This window comes from Myxococcus sp. SDU36, assembly GCF_030168875.1.
In the GTDB taxonomy this organism is placed as follows: Bacteria; Myxococcota; Myxococcia; order Myxococcales; family Myxococcaceae; genus Myxococcus; species Myxococcus vastator.
The window spans coordinates 1,711,456-1,727,590 of record NZ_CP077414.1; the positions used below are offsets into that span (position 1 = coordinate 1,711,456).

Below are 16,135 nucleotides of genomic sequence, written 5' to 3' on the forward strand. Positions count from 1 at the left end.
GCGGGCTTCCACGAAAGCCTGTTTCCTGTGCTTTCGTGACGTGCAATCAGGACATGCAGCCGCCGTAGCTGGGACTGAAGAGGAGAGCGCCATCGGACGCCGCAGGAAAGGTCATCCCCCCGCCGCCGTGAAACCCGCCGCCGCGGCCGTGCCGCGCCCGGCCCGGTCCGCCCCCGTGCTTCACGAGGTGCCGCCGCGAGGGCAGGACAAGGCCCCGACCGAGCCGGCCCGCGCGCAAGCCGCCGAGCCCGTGGCGGTGGCCGAGAGCGCCCTGTCTGAGTTCGACGCCCGGCGCATCGACCTGTGGTGGTCGGCGGTGATGGTGGGCTCGCTGGGGCTGGTGTTCGCGCTGCTCTCCGTCTTTGGCGGCGTGGCGGTGCCGGTGCTGCTCGCGCTGTCGGGCGCGTACATCTTCAATCCCATCGTCACCGCGCTGGAGAAGCGGCGGCTGGACCGCACGTGGGGGACGACGCTCGTCTTCGCGGCGGGGACGCTGATGCTGGTGGGCGCGGTGCTGTACCTCATCCCGGTGTTCCGGGAGGAGGCGTCGAAGCTGCCGGACTTCTTCAACCGCGCGAGCACCCAGGTGGTGCCAAGGTTGGAGGAGCTGCTGGGGCGTTCGTTGCCGGACCTGGTGCGTCAGCGCACCGCCGAGTTGGGAAAGCAGGCGTCGGAGCTGGTCCAGAGCGCGGGGCCGGTGGCGGCGCGCATCCTGGCGAGCTTCGCGGGCAACACGGCGCGGCTGGTGGTGACGTTGCTGGGCCTGTCGGTGGTGCCGGTGCTGGCCTTCTTCTTCCTGCAGGACTACCCCCGGCTGATGGGCATGGTGAGGGATTTGCTGCCCCGGCGCGCGGTGGGGCTGGTGAGCCGGCGCTTCGCGGAGGTGGACGAGGTGCTCTCCGCCTTCGTGCGTGGCCAGCTCATCGTGGGCGGCGTGTTGTCGGTCATCTACGCGGCGGGCCTGTCCGCGGCGCGCATCGACATGGCCATCGTCATCGGCGTGATTGCCGGCTTCGGCAACATGGTGCCGTACCTGGGCACGGGCGTGGGCATCGTGCTGTCGCTGGTGGGACTCATGCTGTCGTGGCAGGGGCCGTGGCAGCTGGCGGCGGTGGCGGCCACCTTCGTCATCGGGCAGATGCTGGAGGGCTTCGTCATCACCCCGCGAATCGTGGGGGAGAAGGTCGGGCTGGCGCCGGTGGCGGTCATCCTGGCCATCCTCGCCTTCGGTGAGCTGTTCGGCTTCGTGGGCATCCTGCTGGCGGTGCCGGTGGCGGCCATCCTCAAGGTGGTGCTGATCGTGGTGGTGGATCGCTACCGCCGGACGCGGCTCTACACGGGGGAGCCCAAGGCGCCGTGACGAAGCTGGAGGCGCTGCACCAGGAGATCTCCAACTGCCGGGCCTGTCCCCGGCTGGTGGCGTGGCGGGAGGAGGTGGCGCGGGTGAAGCGCCGCGCCTACCGCGACTGGAGCTACTGGGGCCTGCCCGTCCCCGGCTTTGGAGACCCGAAGGCCCGGCTCATCATCGTCGGGCTGGCGCCGGCGGCCCACGGGGCGAACCGGACGGGGCGGATGTTCACCGGGGACCGCTCGGGTGACTTCCTCTACGCCGGGCTGCACCGCGCGGGCTTCGCGAACCAGGCCCTCAGCGAGCGCCGGGACGACGGGCTCCGGCTCAAGGACGCCTTCATCGTGTCGGCGGCGCGCTGCGCTCCGCCCGACAACAAGCCCCTCCCGGACGAGCTGGCCCGCTGCGCGCCGTTCCTGGATCGCGAGCTGGCGCTGCTGCCGGGCCGGGTGTTGCTCGCGCTGGGGGCCATCGGCTGGAACGCCGCGCTGGTGGCCCTGGCGCGGCAGGGGATGGCGCTGCCATCGCCCAAGCCCGCGTTCGGCCATGGGGCGGCGCTGCCCCTGCCGGGCGGCCGGACGCTGCTGGGCTGCTACCACGTCAGCCAGCAGAACACGCAGACGGGGCGGCTGACCCCGGCGATGTTCGATGCCGTCATGTCGCGGATCCACGCGCTGCTGGAATTGGCGGATCCGAAGGTGCGCGGGAAGAGTTGATGAAGGCTTCTGTGTTTCCTTGACAGCTGGGGGAGCCCGCTGTTATTCCCCGCGCCACCAAAGCGGCTGCAACGCCAAGGGTCGTTAGCTCAGCGGTAGAGCACTACCTTGACACGGTAGGGGTCAGTGGTTCGATCCCACTACGACCCATCATCAGTGAGTGACTTTCAGCGGGCGGCATGGCTTCCAAAGAGCCTGCCGCCCGCTTTTTTTCCGAGGTTCGTATGTCCGACATCATCACGGTGACGCTCCCCGACGGCTCGCAGAAGCAGACAGCCCGGGGCACCACCATCGCGGACTTCGTGCGGGAGAGCATCGGCCCTGGCCTGGCGAAGGCCGCCCTCTTCGCGCGCGTGAACGGCCAGGACATGGACCTGGCGCGCAAGCTGGACGAGGACGTGAAGCTGCAGATCTTCACGCCCAAGAGCCCTGAGTCCCTGGAGCTGATCCGCCACGACGCCGCCCATGTGGTGGCCAGCGCGGTGCAGACGCTCTTCCCGGGCACGCAGGTGACCATCGGTCCCGCGACGGAGGAGGGCTTCTACTACGACTTCTTCCGCGAGAAGCCCTTCACGCCCGAGGACCTGGAGAAGATCGAGGCCGAGGCGAACGCCGAGCTGAAGCGGGACATGGCCTTCGTCCGCACCGAGATCTCCATGGACGAGGCCGTGCGCCTGTTCGAGGAGAAGGGCGAGAAGTTCAAGGTCGAGATCGTCAAGGACATCGCGGCCAAGGGCGCCAAGACGCTGACGCTCTACACGCACGGCGACTGGGTGGACTTCTGCCTGGGGCCCCACGCGCCCAGCACGGGGAAGATCGGCATCATCAAGATCCTCTCCTCCAGCGGCGCGTACTGGCGCGGGGACCACCGCAACCCGATGCTCCAGCGCGTCTACGGCACGGCCTTCTTCGACAAGAAGCAGCTGGCGGAGTACCTGAACCGCATCGAGGAGTCGAAGAAGCGCGACCACCGCAAGCTGGGCAAGGAGCTGGACCTCTTCCACTTCCACCCGTACTCGCCGGGCTCCGCCTTCTGGACCCCGAAGGGCACCACGCTCTACACCACGCTGTCGAACTGGATGCGTCAGCTGACGCAGAACGACGGCTACGTGGAGATCAAGACGCCCCTGATGTTCAACAAGGGGCTGTGGGAGACCAGCGGCCACTGGGGCAAGTACAAGGAGAACATGTTCCTCGTGCTCGACAGCGAGTCGGGGGAGCATGACTTCTCGCTCAAGCCGATGAACTGCCCGTCGCACCACCTGTTCTACGGCTTCAAGAAGCACAGCTACCGCGACCTGCCGCTGCGCTACCACACGCAGGACGTGCTGCACCGCAACGAGGCGGCGGGCTCCCTGGGCGGCCTCACGCGCGTGCGCCAGTTCGCGCAGGACGACGCGCACATCTACTGCACGGAGGCGCAGATCACCGAAGAGGTGCGGCGCTTCGTGAAGCTGCTGGACCACGTCTACAAGGCGGTGGGCCTCACCTACGCGGTGAAGCTGTCCACGCGGCCCCAGGAGCGCCTGGGGGATGACTCCCTGTGGGACCGGGCAGAGGGCGGCCTCACGGCGGCGCTGGAGTCGCTGGGCCTGCAGTACGAGCTGGCCCCCGGGGACGGCGCGTTCTACGGCCCGAAGATCGACTTCGCGGTGTCGGACAGCATCGGCCGCCGGTGGCAGCTGGGCACCATGCAGCTGGACTACCTGGCGCCCGAGCGCTTCGACCTGACCTACGTGGGCGAGGACAACGCCGAGCACCGGCCCGTGGTGCTCCACCGTGCCATCTTCGGCTCGTTCGAGCGCTTCACGGCCATCCTGATTGAGCACTTCGCCGGCGCCTTCCCGGCCTGGCTGGCGCCCATCCAGGCGGTGCTGGTGACGGTGGCGGACCGGCAGAACGACTACGCCCGGCAGGTGCGGGACACCCTGCGGGCGAAGGGCTACCGGGTGGAGTTCGACGAGCGCGGCCTGTCGATGAACGCGAAGATCCGCGAGGCCCAGCTCCAGAAGGTGCCGTTCACCCTGGTGGTGGGCGACAACGAGGTGTCGGGCGAGGGCGTGTCGCCGCGGCGGTACGGCGGCGAGGACCTCAAGACGATGAAGCTGACGGACTTCGAGGCCCTGCTGGCGAAGGAAGCGGCCCTGCCGTGATCGGGAGGTCAGGACGCCTGGCGGCTTGCTGACGGGCCTTGACTCCCTGTTGCACCTAAGTATCTTGGCGCACTTTCGAGGGGAGCCCGCCCAAGTTCCCCATCTTTCGAGAGTTCTCGCACCTGCCGCTCAAGTCCAACGGCACGGGGCATGGAAGGATCAGGACGATGCCGAAGTTGAAGACCCGCAGCAGCGCGAAGAAGCGCTTTGAAGTGAAGAAGAGCGGCAAGGTCAAGCACGGCAAGGCCTTCGCGAAGCACCTCTTCACGTTCTCAAAGACGCCGAAGTCCAAGCGCACCGGCCGCGGCACCGGCCATCTTCGCGACATGGACGCGAAGAAGGTCATCAAGGAGATGTTCCCCTACGGGGGCTGATTTCGCGGTTCTGGAGTCAGGGATTACGTGGCCTCGTCGGAGCGGCAGTAAGCCTGCGCCGGGGGGCTTCCAAACTACGCAGTCCGAAGTGAGGCAGTCATGCGCGTAAAGAAGGGCGTCAAGGCCCGTCGTCGTCGTAATCGGATTTTGAAGCTGGCCAAGGGTTTCCGCGGCCGTCGGAAGAACTGCTACAAGCGCGCCAACCAGGCGGTTGAGCGGGCGCTGGACTACGCCAGCCGCGACCGCATGCAGCGCAAGCGGGACTTCCGTCGCCTGTGGATCGTCCGCATCAACGCGGCCGCCCGCACGGTGGGCCTCTCCTATTCGAAGCTGATCGCGGGCCTCGCGAAGGCGAAGATCGGCCTGGACCGCAAGGTCCTGTCCGACATGGCCATCGTGGATCCGTCGGGTTTTGCGGCCGTCGCCAACATCGCGAAGGCGGCCTGAGACACCTCCAGCCCCCAAGGCTGGAGACAGAACGGGTGGGGTGGTGGGCTGACGCTGGCCACCCTGTCCGGATGAGTGAACGGGCTGCCTCTTCGGGGCGGCCCTTTTTTTTGCCTCGGCGCCAGGCGCGCGCGGGGAACTGGAATGGAGGCGGAAGTCCATGCGGGATCGGTTGCTGGCGCTCGCGGAGTCCGCGAGGCGGGAGATTGGCGGCGCGTCGGAGCTGTCCGCGGTGGAGGCCCTGCGGGTCCGCTACCTGGGCAAGAAGGGTGAGCTGTCCGGCGTGCTGGGCGGCATGGGCAAGCTGCCCCCGGACGAGCGGCGCTCGCTGGGCGAGGTGGCCAACAGCGTGAAGGCGGAGCTGGAGACGCTGCTCGCCCAGGCCGTGGAGCGCGCCGAGGCGGCCGCGCTGGAGGCCCAGCTCCAGGGCCCGGGCCTGGACGTGACGCTGCCCGGACGCGGCGTGGCGCTGGGCAGCCGGCACCCCGTGTCGCGGACGATGGAGGAGATTGTCCGGACCTTCTCGCGGCTGGGCTTCGACGTGGCCAGCGGCCCCGAGATTGAGCTGGACTACTTCAACTTCGAGGCGCTGAACCTGCCGAAGGACCACCCCGCGCGGGACATGCAGGACACCTTCTACGTGGACGAGGCCACCCTGGGCCACGCGAAGAAGGCGGACAGCTCCGCGCTGCTGCGCACGCACACGTCCCCGGTGCAGGTGCGCTACATGCTCAACCGCAAGCCGCCCATCCGCGCGGTGATGCCGGGCCGGGTGTACCGGCGCGACTCGGACCTGACGCACACGCCGATGTTCCACCAGGTGGAGGGCCTGCTGGTGGACAAGGGCGTGACCTTCGCCGAGCTGAAGGGCTCGCTGGCGGCGTTCGTGACGGCGTTCTTCGGCTCGGACACGCGCACGCGCTTCCGCCCGTCCTTCTTCCCCTTCACGGAGCCCTCCGCGGAGGTGGACATCACCTGCACGAACTGCAGTGGCAAGGGCTGCCGCATCTGCAAGCAGACGGGGTGGTTGGAGGTGCTGGGCAGCGGCATGGTGCACCCCAACGTCTTCACGTCGGCCGGGTATGACCCGAACGAGGTGACGGGCTACGCGTTCGGCATGGGCGTGGAGCGCATCGCCATGCTGCGCTACCGCATCGACGACTTGCGGATGATGTTCGAGAACGACGCGCGCTTCCTCGAGCAGTTCTGAGATTCCAGGGGGCCGCTGGTGGGCCCCCGTGTTCCAGCCGGTAGAAGAAGAGGGTGGACCTGTGAAGATTTCGGTGAAGTGGCTGGGCGATTACGTGGCGCTGCCGCCGTCCGTGGACGAGCTGGCGCGCAAGCTGACCGCCGCGGGCCTGGAGATTGAAGGAATGGAGCGCCCCGCGGAGGCCCTTCGCGGCGTGGTGGTGGCGCAAATCAAGGAGTCCGTGCAGCACCCCAACGCGGACAAGCTGTCCGTCACGCAGGTGGACATCGGCGGGACGGCGCTGCTCCAGGTGGTGTGCGGCGCGAAGAACTTCAAGGTGGGTGACAAGGTGCCGCTGGCCACCGTGGGCGCGAAGCTGCCCAACGGCATGGACATCAAGCAGGCGGCGCTGCGCGGCGTGGACAGCTTCGGGATGCTCTGCTCGTCCAAGGAGCTGGGCCTGAGCGAGGAGTCCAGCGGCCTGCTCATCCTCCCGGCGGACACGCGCGTGGGCCTGCCCATCGCGGAGGCCGTGGGGCTGGATGACGTGGTGCTGGAGGTGAACGTCACGCCGAACCGGCCGGACGCGCTCAGCCACCTGGGCGTGGCGCGCGAGGTGAGCGTGGTGACGGGCTCCGCGCTGAAGGTGCCCCAGCCGAAGCCGGCCGAGTCGGGCACGCCCGCGTCCGAGCAGGTGAAGGTGCGCGTGGAGGCCCCGGACCGCTGCCCGCGCTACGTGGCGCGCGTGGTGGAGAACGTGACGATTGGCCCGTCTCCCCAGTGGATGCAGGACCGGCTGAGGGCGGCTGGCGTGCGCGCCATCAACAACGTGGTGGACGTCACCAACTACGTGAACCTGGAGTACGGGCAGCCGCTGCACGCGTTCGATTTGGAGAAGCTGGCCGGGCAGGAGATCGTCGTCCGCACGGCGACGCGCGGCGAGAAGCTCAAGACGCTGGACGGCAAGGACCGCGTGCTGGACGTGGATGACCTGGTCATCGCGGACAAGGACCGGGCGCAGGCCATCGCCGGGGTCATGGGCGGCGGCGACAGCGAGGTGACCGAGGGCACGAAGCGGCTGGTGCTGGAGTCCGCGAACTTCCAGGGCTCCACGGTGCGGCGCGCGTCGAAGCGGCACGGGCTGCACACGGAGGCGTCGCACCGCTTCGAGCGCGGGGCGGACCTGGACGCCGTGGTGCCGGCCATTGACCGGGCGGCGCAGCTCATCGCGGAGCTGGCGGGGGGCACGGTGGCGCCTGGCCGCGTGGACGCGTACCCGGCGCCGAAGCCGCCGCGGAAGGTGACGCTGCGCTTCGCCCGGGTGGAGCAGGTGCTGGGCGTTGCCGTGGCGGAGCAGGAGGTCCGCCGCATCCTGGCGGCCCTGGGCTTCAAGGCGGTGGAGGAGGGGACGGGGCAGGCGACGTACGAGGTGCCTCGGGCCCGCGTGGACGTGGAGCGCGAGGAGGACCTGCTGGAGGAGGTCGCGCGCATCTACGGCTACGACAACATCCCGGCGACGCTGCCGCGGGGGCTGGCCACGCTGGCGCCGGAGCCCGCGCACGCCGAGGCCGAGCGCCGCATGCGTCAGGCGCTGGCCGGTGCGGGGTTCGACGAGGTGGTGAACTACTCCTTCGTCGCGCCGCGCAGCCTGGAGGTGCTGGGTGGGGCGGAGAAGCCGGTGGCGCTGGTCAACCCGCTGAGCGTGGAGCAGTCGGTGATGCGCACCAGCCTGCTGCCGGGCCTGCTGGAGAACCTGTCCCGCAGCGTGCGGCACCAGGTGGAGGCGGTGGCCCTCTACGAGACGGGCCGGGCCTACTTCCAGGACGCGGAGGGCGGGCAGGGGCAGCGTCCGGCGGCGCGCGAGGTGCCTCGCGTGGCGGGCCTGGTGTGGGGCCTGCGCGGTGGCGGCCGGAGCTGGACGCACAAGGACGCCCGCGCGGACTTCTACGACGCCAAGGCGGCCGTGGAGGGGCTGCTGGGGGCGCTCCGCGTGGAGGGCGTGACGTACGTGCCCGCGGGGCCGGCGGCGTACCACCCGAAGGCCGTGGCGCAGGTGAAGGCCGCGGACGGCACGGTGCTGGGCCACGTGGGCGAGGTGCACCCCCGGGTGGCGAAGGCGCTGGGCCTGCCGGACGGGGTGTTCGTGTTCGAACTGGACACGGAGCCGCTGTACGGGGCCGCGAAGCTGGTGCCGGCGTACCGGTCGCTGCCGCGCTTCCCGGCGGTGCTGCGGGACCTGGCGGTGGTGGTGCCGCTGGCGCTGCCCAACGACGAGGTGCGTCGGGTGATCCTGGAGGTGGGCAAGCCGCTGGTGGAGGACGCTCAGGTGTTCGACGTGTACACCGGTGAGCAGATTCCCCAGGGTCGGAAGAACCTGGCGTACGCGCTGCGCTACCGCTCGGCCGAGCGGACGTTGACCGACGTGGAGGTCAACGAGGCGCACCAGCGCATCGTGGACGAGGTGAAGCAGCGGCTGGGAGCTGCGTTGCGCGCCTGAATTCCTGAATGAAGTCAGAGGGTTGACACGTCTTTGGGAAGGCTGCGACAGTGCCCGGCGTTCAGCCCCGAGGGCTTCCCGAGGATTCGCATGACGAAGGCGGACATCATCGAGGGTGTCTACGAAAAGGTCGGCTTCTCGAAGAAGGAGTCGGCCGAAATCGTGGAACTCGTGTTCGACACGCTCAAGGAGACCCTGGAGCGCGGGGACAAGATCAAGATCTCCGGGTTCGGCAACTTCCAGGTGCGCCAGAAGAAGGCGCGCGTGGGCCGCAACCCGCAGACGGGCAAGGAGATCGAGATCTCGGCGCGCCGGGTGCTGACCTTCCGGCCGAGTCAGGTGCTGAAGAGCGCCCTGAACGGCGAGGCGCCGCCCGAGGATCACGCGGAGATCGACGCCCGCGAGGAGGCCGCCGCCGACGCGGCCGAGGCCCGTGGCGAGGACTTCGACGAAGAGGGAATGGAGGACATGGAAGGGTGAGTTTTTCCGACGGAGCCCTGCTGCTCTTGCTTGACCTGAGCGTCATGTGGGGGCATAAGGGCGCACCCTTTCACGGCAGCAGCAGTGCCGGGGCGTAGCGCAGCCTGGTAGCGCACTTGCTTGGGGTGCAAGTGGTCGCAGGTTCAAATCCTGTCGCCCCGACCATCGAAGGCCCTGGAGTTCTTGGCGTAAGCTGAGGATTCCAGGGCCTTTGTTTTTTGGTTTCTGCGAATGCGCTCAGTGGAGACCTTGGGACCAGGCATCCGAACCAATGCGGGCCAATGAAGGGCTGGCCCACCTGGCTTCGGGATGGGGCAGTTCGCACCGGGTCGGGCCATCAGAGTAACGTGACCCCTGGCCAAGCGGAGGGGGACGCGATGCCCGTGAACACTGGCGTGAACAAGATGTCCGTGGTGACGAAGGAGAGCGGTGGGGTCACCACGGCGTTCCCGGACGTGTGCAAGACGCCGAGCCCGGGCGGGCCTATTCCCATTCCCTACCCAAACGTGGCGCAGTCCTCGGACACTGACCAGGGCACCAAGACGGTGTCCGTGGGTGGCAACCCGGTGTGCGTGAAGGACTCCAACTTCAAGATGAGCACCGGCGATGAGGCGGGCACCGCAGGTGGCGGTGTGGCCTCCGGCAAGACAAAGGGCAAGGCCGAGTTCGTCAACTTCTCCTTTGACGTTCAGTTCGAGGGAAAAAACGTGGCGCGCGCCTTCGACCTCATGCTCCACAACGACAAGAACACGCCGCCCTTTCCGGTCATGCAGGGCCCTGTGGTCGCAGCCGGAAACGTGGTGGAGGAGCACAACTGCAAGATCTGCAACAAGGCCTATGATTGACATGCGTTCGCGGGCTGCGAGGAAACTCTGAACATGACGACTTCAGCACGGCGCGGAAAGCAAGCGGCTGCCCAGGCCAAAGCAGACGAGCGGATCGTGGAGCCCCGGATAGGCTGGGTGGCGGGAGCGGACGAACAGGGCGAGTTGCTCGTGGATTTTCCTGGCAATCGGTTGGGGCCCATTCCCGCGCGGAGCACGGTCGCTGTGTCCGCTGAGGAAGCGTTCCGCGCGGCGCGCGAGCGCCAAGGTGTCGTGCTGCTCTTCGAAAAGGGCGAGCCCACGCTGCCCCTCGTCATGGGATTGTTGAAGACGCCGAGTTCTACCCCCTTGACTGACCGCCTGTTGGATGACGCCTTGTCGCGCGTTCCCATCGAGGCGCGGGTCGACGGCAAGCGCGTGATCATCGAAGGTCGCGAAGAGGTCGTCATCCGCTGCGGCAAGGCCAGCCTGACGCTCCGCCGTGACGGACAAGTCCGACTGCGGGGCGTGAACGTAAGCACCGAGGCTGAACAGGTGCAGAAGATCAAGGGCGGCAAGGTTCAGATCAACTAAGGAGAACCGCCATGGCCAAACAGGCGAAAGAGCGGCACCTGAACGACTTGAACATCGGGAAGTATCACTTCACGCAAGGCGGGAAGAGCTGCCTCAACGCGCATGTCTCGCCCTATCAGGAAGGCAAGCCCTGCAGCCATCGCTGGCATGCGCGCGTGGAGGGGGCGTCCCTGCGGAAGATCGAACCGGGCCACGAAGAGGAGAACCTCTACAAGTGGCCGTCGGACATGCCAAAGCAGCCGCCCGTTGGGACGACTTGGGACCTCTCCGGCGACAACTTCACGACCAGCGCCAGCGTCCCGTACTCATTCGAAGCACATCATGTGGTGCCGAACGAGGAACTGAGCATCGTCATAAATAGTATCGGAAAGGAGTCGGCGAAGAAGAACGAAATCACCCTCTTGGTACGCAAGGGATTGATGCAGGAGGCGTACAACCTCAACGACAGGGTGAACATGATCATCCTGCCGATGATGCGGGATGAGGCCTTCGCGCTGGCGCTTCCGAAGCACAAGCGAACCGTCGAACAGTTCAACCACCACTTGTATAGCTGCTACGTGAGAAAGCACCTCAAGAAGGCGCTCGCGGTGGTGAAGGAAGACGTCGACGCGCACGAGGAGGAAGCCAAGGCGAATGACAAGGCGGCGAAGGAGAGCAAGAAGGAGGCCCATCGTAGTGACGAGCAGGCCGACCGCCAGCAGACGCTTGCCAAGGCGCACACGGAGAAGGGGTGGTCCGGCAGGGCGGGGACGCATGAGCAGCGAGCGAAGTCCCACCGGCTTCAGGCGATGAACAAGTGGGCGGAGGCCCAGTACCACTCGGACGAGGCCAGAGAGCAGCGGGTGATGGCCATGAAGAAGGTACAGGCGAACCCTACGGGGCAGGGCAAGCAAGGCATCGAGAACCTGTCGAAGGTGCTCAAGGAGGGCATCATCGCCGCGGGACTCTGGATGAAACAGACGGGGCTGGATGGCTCCCTGGAAAACTTCAGGGACTTCATCAAGCAGCGTGACACTGCCTCGAGCGGCGGCGGAATGCCTGACTGATGGACCGGCCGGGAGGAGTGTGAATTTCAATGAATTTCTACTTGCTGGATACGATGGGCGAGCCGGACGAGGACCTGTGCCTGCTCGACAACTTCGTAGAGGGAATCGACCGTTATTCGTGGCGGATTCAGAGGGGAGTGCCCCTGGCTTCAGACTGGCCAGTCGATGCGAAGATTTTCATGAGCCTCGACATGCCGGGCATCAAGCTGGCCTCTTTGATCGGCAACACGGAGAGCATGCTCGTAGTCGTCAAGGAGTTGAAGGACGTCATCCAAGAGCACTGCCGGAACGACATCGAATGTCTGCCCTTCACGCTCTACGACCATCGTAAGCGGGTGCGTAGCCGGGATTACTTCGTCATCAACCCCATCGGCACTCATGACTGCCTGGACCTTCAGGCCAGCACCATCGTTTGGGATGAGAATGACTCGACGAACGTCATCGCGGTGAACAAGCACGTCCTGCAGCGTGACAAGGTTTCGGATGCGCCGCCGCTGTTTCGCATCGACAAGGACTCGAGTGAGTACCTGGTGAGGACTGATCTGGCTCAGGCCATCTACAAAGGGCGCTTCACGAATATTCTTTGGAAGAAGCTGCCCTTCAACAGCTAACGACGAACCAGGCCATGGCAAACGTGACGGACCCGCCAGCATACTCATCCGCCGAGAGGTTGGCCCACCGCCGTCCAGACCTCCAGTGGGATGTTCTTGAGGAGCACCTCGACGAAGCGACGTTCCTGTGGGCCCAGTGGGAGCGGTCACTGAGTTCACCTGACTTCATGCTCGCAGAGGTGTCGGCGGGGGATGAGGTGCGGCTCCTGGCCCACCTGGAGGGGCTCTCATTGGCTGGGAACGTTGCAGTCCAGAGACTTCTCCTTCCGGCGCTCAAGTCTGGAGAGCCGGGCCGAGTTCGTGCCGCAGTTCACGTGTTGCTGGCCTCGCCTGAGCCACGGGATGCACAGGTGTTCTGGGAGCGATTGAGCGCGCGGGACATGGAGTCGGGGCCAGACATGCTGCGTGCGGTCGGGCTTTGCGAGCGGGTCGGGCTGGATGCGGAGCTGCCTCGCATGCTGCCCGTGCTGAATCCGGACTTCTGGCCTGCGGTGTTCGATTGCTTGGGGGCCCGGGGAGTCGACCCAGGTGGGTTGCTTCGCCACGTTCCGAGTGATGCCGAGCCGACGCTGTTGGCCTCCGTGCTGAGGGCCGCGCGCTTTACGGACCGGCGTGTGTCGAAGCCCCTGATCGAGCGGCGGCTGCGTGACGCGCGAGCGCCCGTACTCGAAGCGGCCATGGAGACCGGGCTCGTATTGGGCTTCCAGAGTGTCTGGCTTCGTTGTCGGCAGGTTGCGGAGTCCGGTGGCCCTGGAGTCACCCACGCTTTGCTCGCTCTGGCGATGGGCGGTGATGCCGCTGACCTGAGTCTGCTGGGCTCGGCACTGGTGGCGCCTGGCTCACGGGAGGCCGCCCTCTGGGCGCTGGGCTTCAGTGGCCAGCGTTCGGCAGCGGACGCCCTGTTGGGGGAGGTGGAGGCGTCCGGCGGGCTTGCCGCGGATGCGTTCGCCGCCATCACGGGCATGCCGTTGGCTGTCGGAGCGCCCCACGCGCCAGATACGGACGTCGACGCTGACGAAGAGGTGACACCCGGAGAGGAGCTCGTGGCCAACGGGCTCGGGCCTCCGCGCTTTCCGCGGCACGTTTGGCGGGTGTCGGCCATCGAGGCATGGTGGCGTGAGGCCCGGTCCCGCTTTGAGCCAGGACGGAGGTACCTCCGAGGAGTTCCCTGGACGCCAGAGGTCGCCTTTAAGTCACTGTTCCAGGAGCCCATGCACCGCCGGGCGGTGCTTGCGTGGGAGATGGCCATCCGCACGGCGGGGGCCTTTCATCTCGACACGCGTAACTGGGCCCGGAGCCAGGCGCGTGTGCTGTCCGCGCTGCGACCCAAGGCACTTGGCGCCGTGCCTCGCTCCTTTCGCTCCCTCATCACCCGGTGATGAGGGGCCATCCGCCCTTCGCTGACGGCGGGAGATTCTTCCATGGAAATCCTCATCACTGGGTTGGGCGCCGTGAGCTCCGTGGGGCACTCGGCGCCCGCAGCGGCCGCCGCCATCCGCGCCGGAGTCACCCGGCCTCGGCCGCTGCACTACGTTCGAGTGCTGGATGAGAGCTCCCAGGCAACCGTGCCGCTGACCGCGCACCCGATTCACGGATTCACGGAAGGCTTCGTCGGGACAGGCAGGTGGATGCGGTTGGCGCGGGGCGCACTGCGCGACCTGCTCGTGGGGGTGCCATTGCCAGCGCCGGATGATACTCGTGCCTGGCAGCAGACGGGGATGGTGGTCGTGGCCCCCCATCCCAGTCACACCGTCGAGAGCCCGCCTGCACCTCCCGACGAGTTTCTCGCGCAGCGCTACCTCCGGCCGATGATCAAGGTCCTTCAGTGGCCCATTCTCGCACGGCACCAGCATGTGGTCGCCCTGGGGCATGCCGGTACCGCCGGTGCAGTGCAGCAGGCGCTGCGGTGGTTTGAAGCGGGGCTGGAGCGGGTATTTGTCATCGCAGCGGACTCCTTATTGGAGCCCTTTGCCCTGCAGCGTTTGACAACGCGGAACCGGTTGAAGGCGGAGGACCAGCCAGTGGGGCTCATGCCGGGGGAGGCGGGGGCGTGCTTTCTCTTGGAGAGCCCCGCTGCTGCGCAGCGCCGCGGAGTCTTGGGCGCAGTCCGCATCGCGAGTGCGGCAACTGGCAGTGAAGAGCACCCTCCGTTCACGGGGAAGCCGAATACGGGCGTTGGGCTGGCCGCCTGTCTTCAGCAGGTGATCGCGTCGGGACTGCCCAGCGAGCCTTTCAACGGGGATGTCTTCGTTGACCTGAACGGCGAGGAGTGGCGAGCGCGTGAGTGGGGCCATGTGCTGGTCCGGAGCCAGGAGTGGTTGCACGACCCGGCGGGGCATTTCCCCGCGACAGCGGTGGGAGACACAGGCGCGGCCAGTGGTGCCCTTGGTCTCTGTCTCGCCGTTCATGCCTTGGCTCGCGGGCATGCGCGGACACGTCATGCGCTCGTCAGCTCCAGTTCGGACCTGGGGGACGTTGGCGGTGTCCTCCTTCATCACAAGGTTTCCTGACCCGAGCCACCCAATGATCACCGAGCGCAGCTCCATTCACCAGCGCAATGCCATTCTGGAAAATCGGGACCTCGTTCCGCATGTCATTGGCGGTCGGGTGAATTTCCGAGGCATCCTCGCGTTCTGCCGGAACTACCGTGTCGTCGGTATCTCGGCGCTCTTCCTCACGGGAACCTCCGAGAGACTGCACCGCGAACTGCATCGCAGCGGTCGCGCCTTCCTCCACTATCTCCAACAGGCAGAGCCGCACGAGCTGCGGACGAGCCGCGCCCTGCCGTTCTTTGATGCCATTGGCGCTGGTGACTTCGTGGGGGCGGCAGAGATTGCTCGTCATGTGCGCAGGTCCTGGGCACGGGACGAGGAGTACGAGGAGGACTTCCTCTTCGTCGAGTTCCTCATGCAGCAGTTCTTTCTGGGGGCGGATGACGCCTCGTGCGAGGCGCTGCTCGACAGGTACGAGAAGGCCCTGCAGGGGGCGGAGGACATTCGGCTGGAGTTGTGTCAGGCCCTGTTTCTGGCGCGCGAGGTTGAGTTCACTTTCGCGCTCAACCGCTTCCTGGCCGACCGGGATGAGCACCTACGCACCGTGGCGGAGAGACAGCACGTCGCGCCAGAGTTGCTGGCGACGGAGTGGAACTTCTCGGTGGAGGGGCTTGCGCTGCTACGTCTGGCTGAGCGCAAGCGCCTCCTGACGGAGGTGGAACATCTTCATGTTCCGTCCATTGCCCGCGAGCTGCCCGTGCTCCCGCTGGCCCATGATGCATGGATGCGGCCAGAGGAGGGGTGAGGGCGCGCGCCCTCCTCCGAACCGTCATTCCCTCCCATGCCTACGGCACAGGGCAGTAGGGGCCCGTCTTCAGGGCCCTGAGCGATGTGGCTTCTTTCCTGGTGGTGGTGAAGAAGACATGCCCACCCGCGCGGTAGAACACCGCGTCGGGGTCGAACCCAAGCAGCCATGGACTCGAACACGAGGAAGAGCAGGCCCTTCGCCTCAGTGAGGTCTCGCAGGTCTCCGCCCGCCTCGTCGCCAGGGAAGTCCCGCACCATCACCGCGCCGCCCGCCGTCGCGTCGCTCTTCCAGAGCGCGGTGCCAACTGCGAAGAACAGCGTGCCAGCCACCTCCGTCAGGTTGATCACGTCCGTGGACGCGAACTTTCCTGCCCGGACCGCCGGCACGCAGGACTCCTCGCATACCTGCTCCGTGGACAAGGGGCCTCGCCCGGAGGCACCTCGTCGCCGACTCCACAGGCGGCACTTCACAGCGCGTGAGCCCGAGCGCCAATAGGGTGAGGTGGGCGCCGTTTGAAACCCTTGCCCATGATGCCTCCTCCGCCGCGAGGCGGCATGCCTCATGCGGTGAAGGAAGC

At 66.9% G+C, this 16,135-nt stretch carries 15 protein-coding genes and 2 tRNA genes; all 17 read left to right on the plus strand.

Annotated elements, in window-relative coordinates:
* Window positions 1-127: 127 nt before the first annotated feature.
* The 17 genes from KGD87_RS07150 to KGD87_RS07230 all read left to right on the plus strand — a co-directional run bounded on the left by KGD87_RS07150 (window position 128) and on the right by KGD87_RS07230 (window position 15,555).
* Window positions 128-1,360: an AI-2E family transporter gene (locus tag KGD87_RS07150; protein WP_284666730.1), complete on the plus strand. Its 1,233-nt coding sequence runs from the start codon at window positions 128-130 to the stop codon at window positions 1,358-1,360.
* The gene (locus tag KGD87_RS07155; protein ID WP_284666731.1) at window positions 1,357-2,064 is read left to right on the plus strand and encodes a uracil-DNA glycosylase; all 708 of its coding nucleotides are present in this window, start codon (window positions 1,357-1,359) and stop codon (window positions 2,062-2,064) included. Before KGD87_RS07150 ends, KGD87_RS07155 begins: the two co-directional genes overlap by 4 nt.
* 78 nt (window positions 2,065-2,142) lie before the next feature.
* Window positions 2,143-2,214 (plus strand) — tRNA-Val (locus tag KGD87_RS07160).
* A 74-nt stretch (window positions 2,215-2,288) separates the two neighbouring features.
* Window positions 2,289-4,217: a threonine--tRNA ligase gene (gene thrS, locus KGD87_RS07165; RefSeq protein WP_284666732.1), complete on the plus strand. Its 1,929-nt coding sequence runs from the start codon at window positions 2,289-2,291 to the stop codon at window positions 4,215-4,217.
* A 167-nt stretch (window positions 4,218-4,384) separates the two neighbouring features.
* Window positions 4,385-4,591, plus strand: a complete 207-nt coding sequence (rpmI, locus tag KGD87_RS07170) for a 50S ribosomal protein L35 (RefSeq protein WP_163784424.1) — start codon at window positions 4,385-4,387, stop codon at window positions 4,589-4,591.
* 99 nt (window positions 4,592-4,690) lie between these two features.
* The gene (gene rplT, locus KGD87_RS07175) at window positions 4,691-5,038 is read left to right on the plus strand and encodes a 50S ribosomal protein L20 (RefSeq protein ID WP_163784423.1); all 348 of its coding nucleotides are present in this window, start codon (window positions 4,691-4,693) and stop codon (window positions 5,036-5,038) included.
* Between the two features lie 160 nt (window positions 5,039-5,198).
* A complete protein-coding gene (gene pheS, locus KGD87_RS07180) occupies window positions 5,199-6,248 on the plus strand; it encodes a phenylalanine--tRNA ligase subunit alpha (RefSeq protein ID WP_284666733.1) in 1,050 nt (349 codons plus the stop codon).
* Window positions 6,249-6,309: 61 nt separating this feature from the next.
* A complete protein-coding gene (gene pheT, locus KGD87_RS07185) occupies window positions 6,310-8,724 on the plus strand; it encodes a phenylalanine--tRNA ligase subunit beta (protein WP_284668594.1) in 2,415 nt (804 codons plus the stop codon).
* A 90-nt stretch (window positions 8,725-8,814) separates the two neighbouring features.
* Complete coding sequence (locus tag KGD87_RS07190) at window positions 8,815-9,204, plus strand: integration host factor subunit alpha (protein ID WP_002639669.1); 390 nt, start codon at window positions 8,815-8,817, stop codon at window positions 9,202-9,204.
* A gap of 88 nt (window positions 9,205-9,292) precedes the next feature.
* Window positions 9,293-9,369: transfer RNA gene (locus tag KGD87_RS07195), tRNA-Pro, on the plus strand.
* Between the two features lie 212 nt (window positions 9,370-9,581).
* Window positions 9,582-10,049, plus strand: a complete 468-nt coding sequence (locus KGD87_RS07200; RefSeq protein ID WP_284666734.1) for a DUF4150 domain-containing protein — start codon at window positions 9,582-9,584, stop codon at window positions 10,047-10,049.
* Window positions 10,050-10,082: 33 nt separating this feature from the next.
* Window positions 10,083-10,601: a DUF6484 domain-containing protein gene (locus KGD87_RS07205; RefSeq protein ID WP_284666735.1), complete on the plus strand. Its 519-nt coding sequence runs from the start codon at window positions 10,083-10,085 to the stop codon at window positions 10,599-10,601.
* Between the two features lie 11 nt (window positions 10,602-10,612).
* On the plus strand, window positions 10,613-11,647 hold the full coding sequence (locus KGD87_RS07210; RefSeq protein ID WP_284666736.1) for an AHH domain-containing protein: 1,035 nt from the start codon (window positions 10,613-10,615) through the stop codon (window positions 11,645-11,647).
* A 29-nt stretch (window positions 11,648-11,676) separates the two neighbouring features.
* Entirely contained in the window at window positions 11,677-12,258 is a 582-nt protein-coding gene (locus tag KGD87_RS07215; protein ID WP_284666737.1) for an imm11 family protein, read from the plus strand.
* Between the two features lie 14 nt (window positions 12,259-12,272).
* Entirely contained in the window at window positions 12,273-13,637 is a 1,365-nt protein-coding gene (locus tag KGD87_RS07220; RefSeq protein WP_284666738.1) for a TIGR02270 family protein, read from the plus strand.
* A gap of 42 nt (window positions 13,638-13,679) precedes the next feature.
* The gene (locus tag KGD87_RS07225) at window positions 13,680-14,768 is read left to right on the plus strand and encodes a hypothetical protein (protein ID WP_284666739.1); all 1,089 of its coding nucleotides are present in this window, start codon (window positions 13,680-13,682) and stop codon (window positions 14,766-14,768) included.
* Window positions 14,769-14,781: 13 nt separating this feature from the next.
* Entirely contained in the window at window positions 14,782-15,555 is a 774-nt protein-coding gene (locus KGD87_RS07230) for a hypothetical protein (protein WP_284666740.1), read from the plus strand.
* Window positions 15,556-16,135 lie beyond the last annotated feature (580 nt).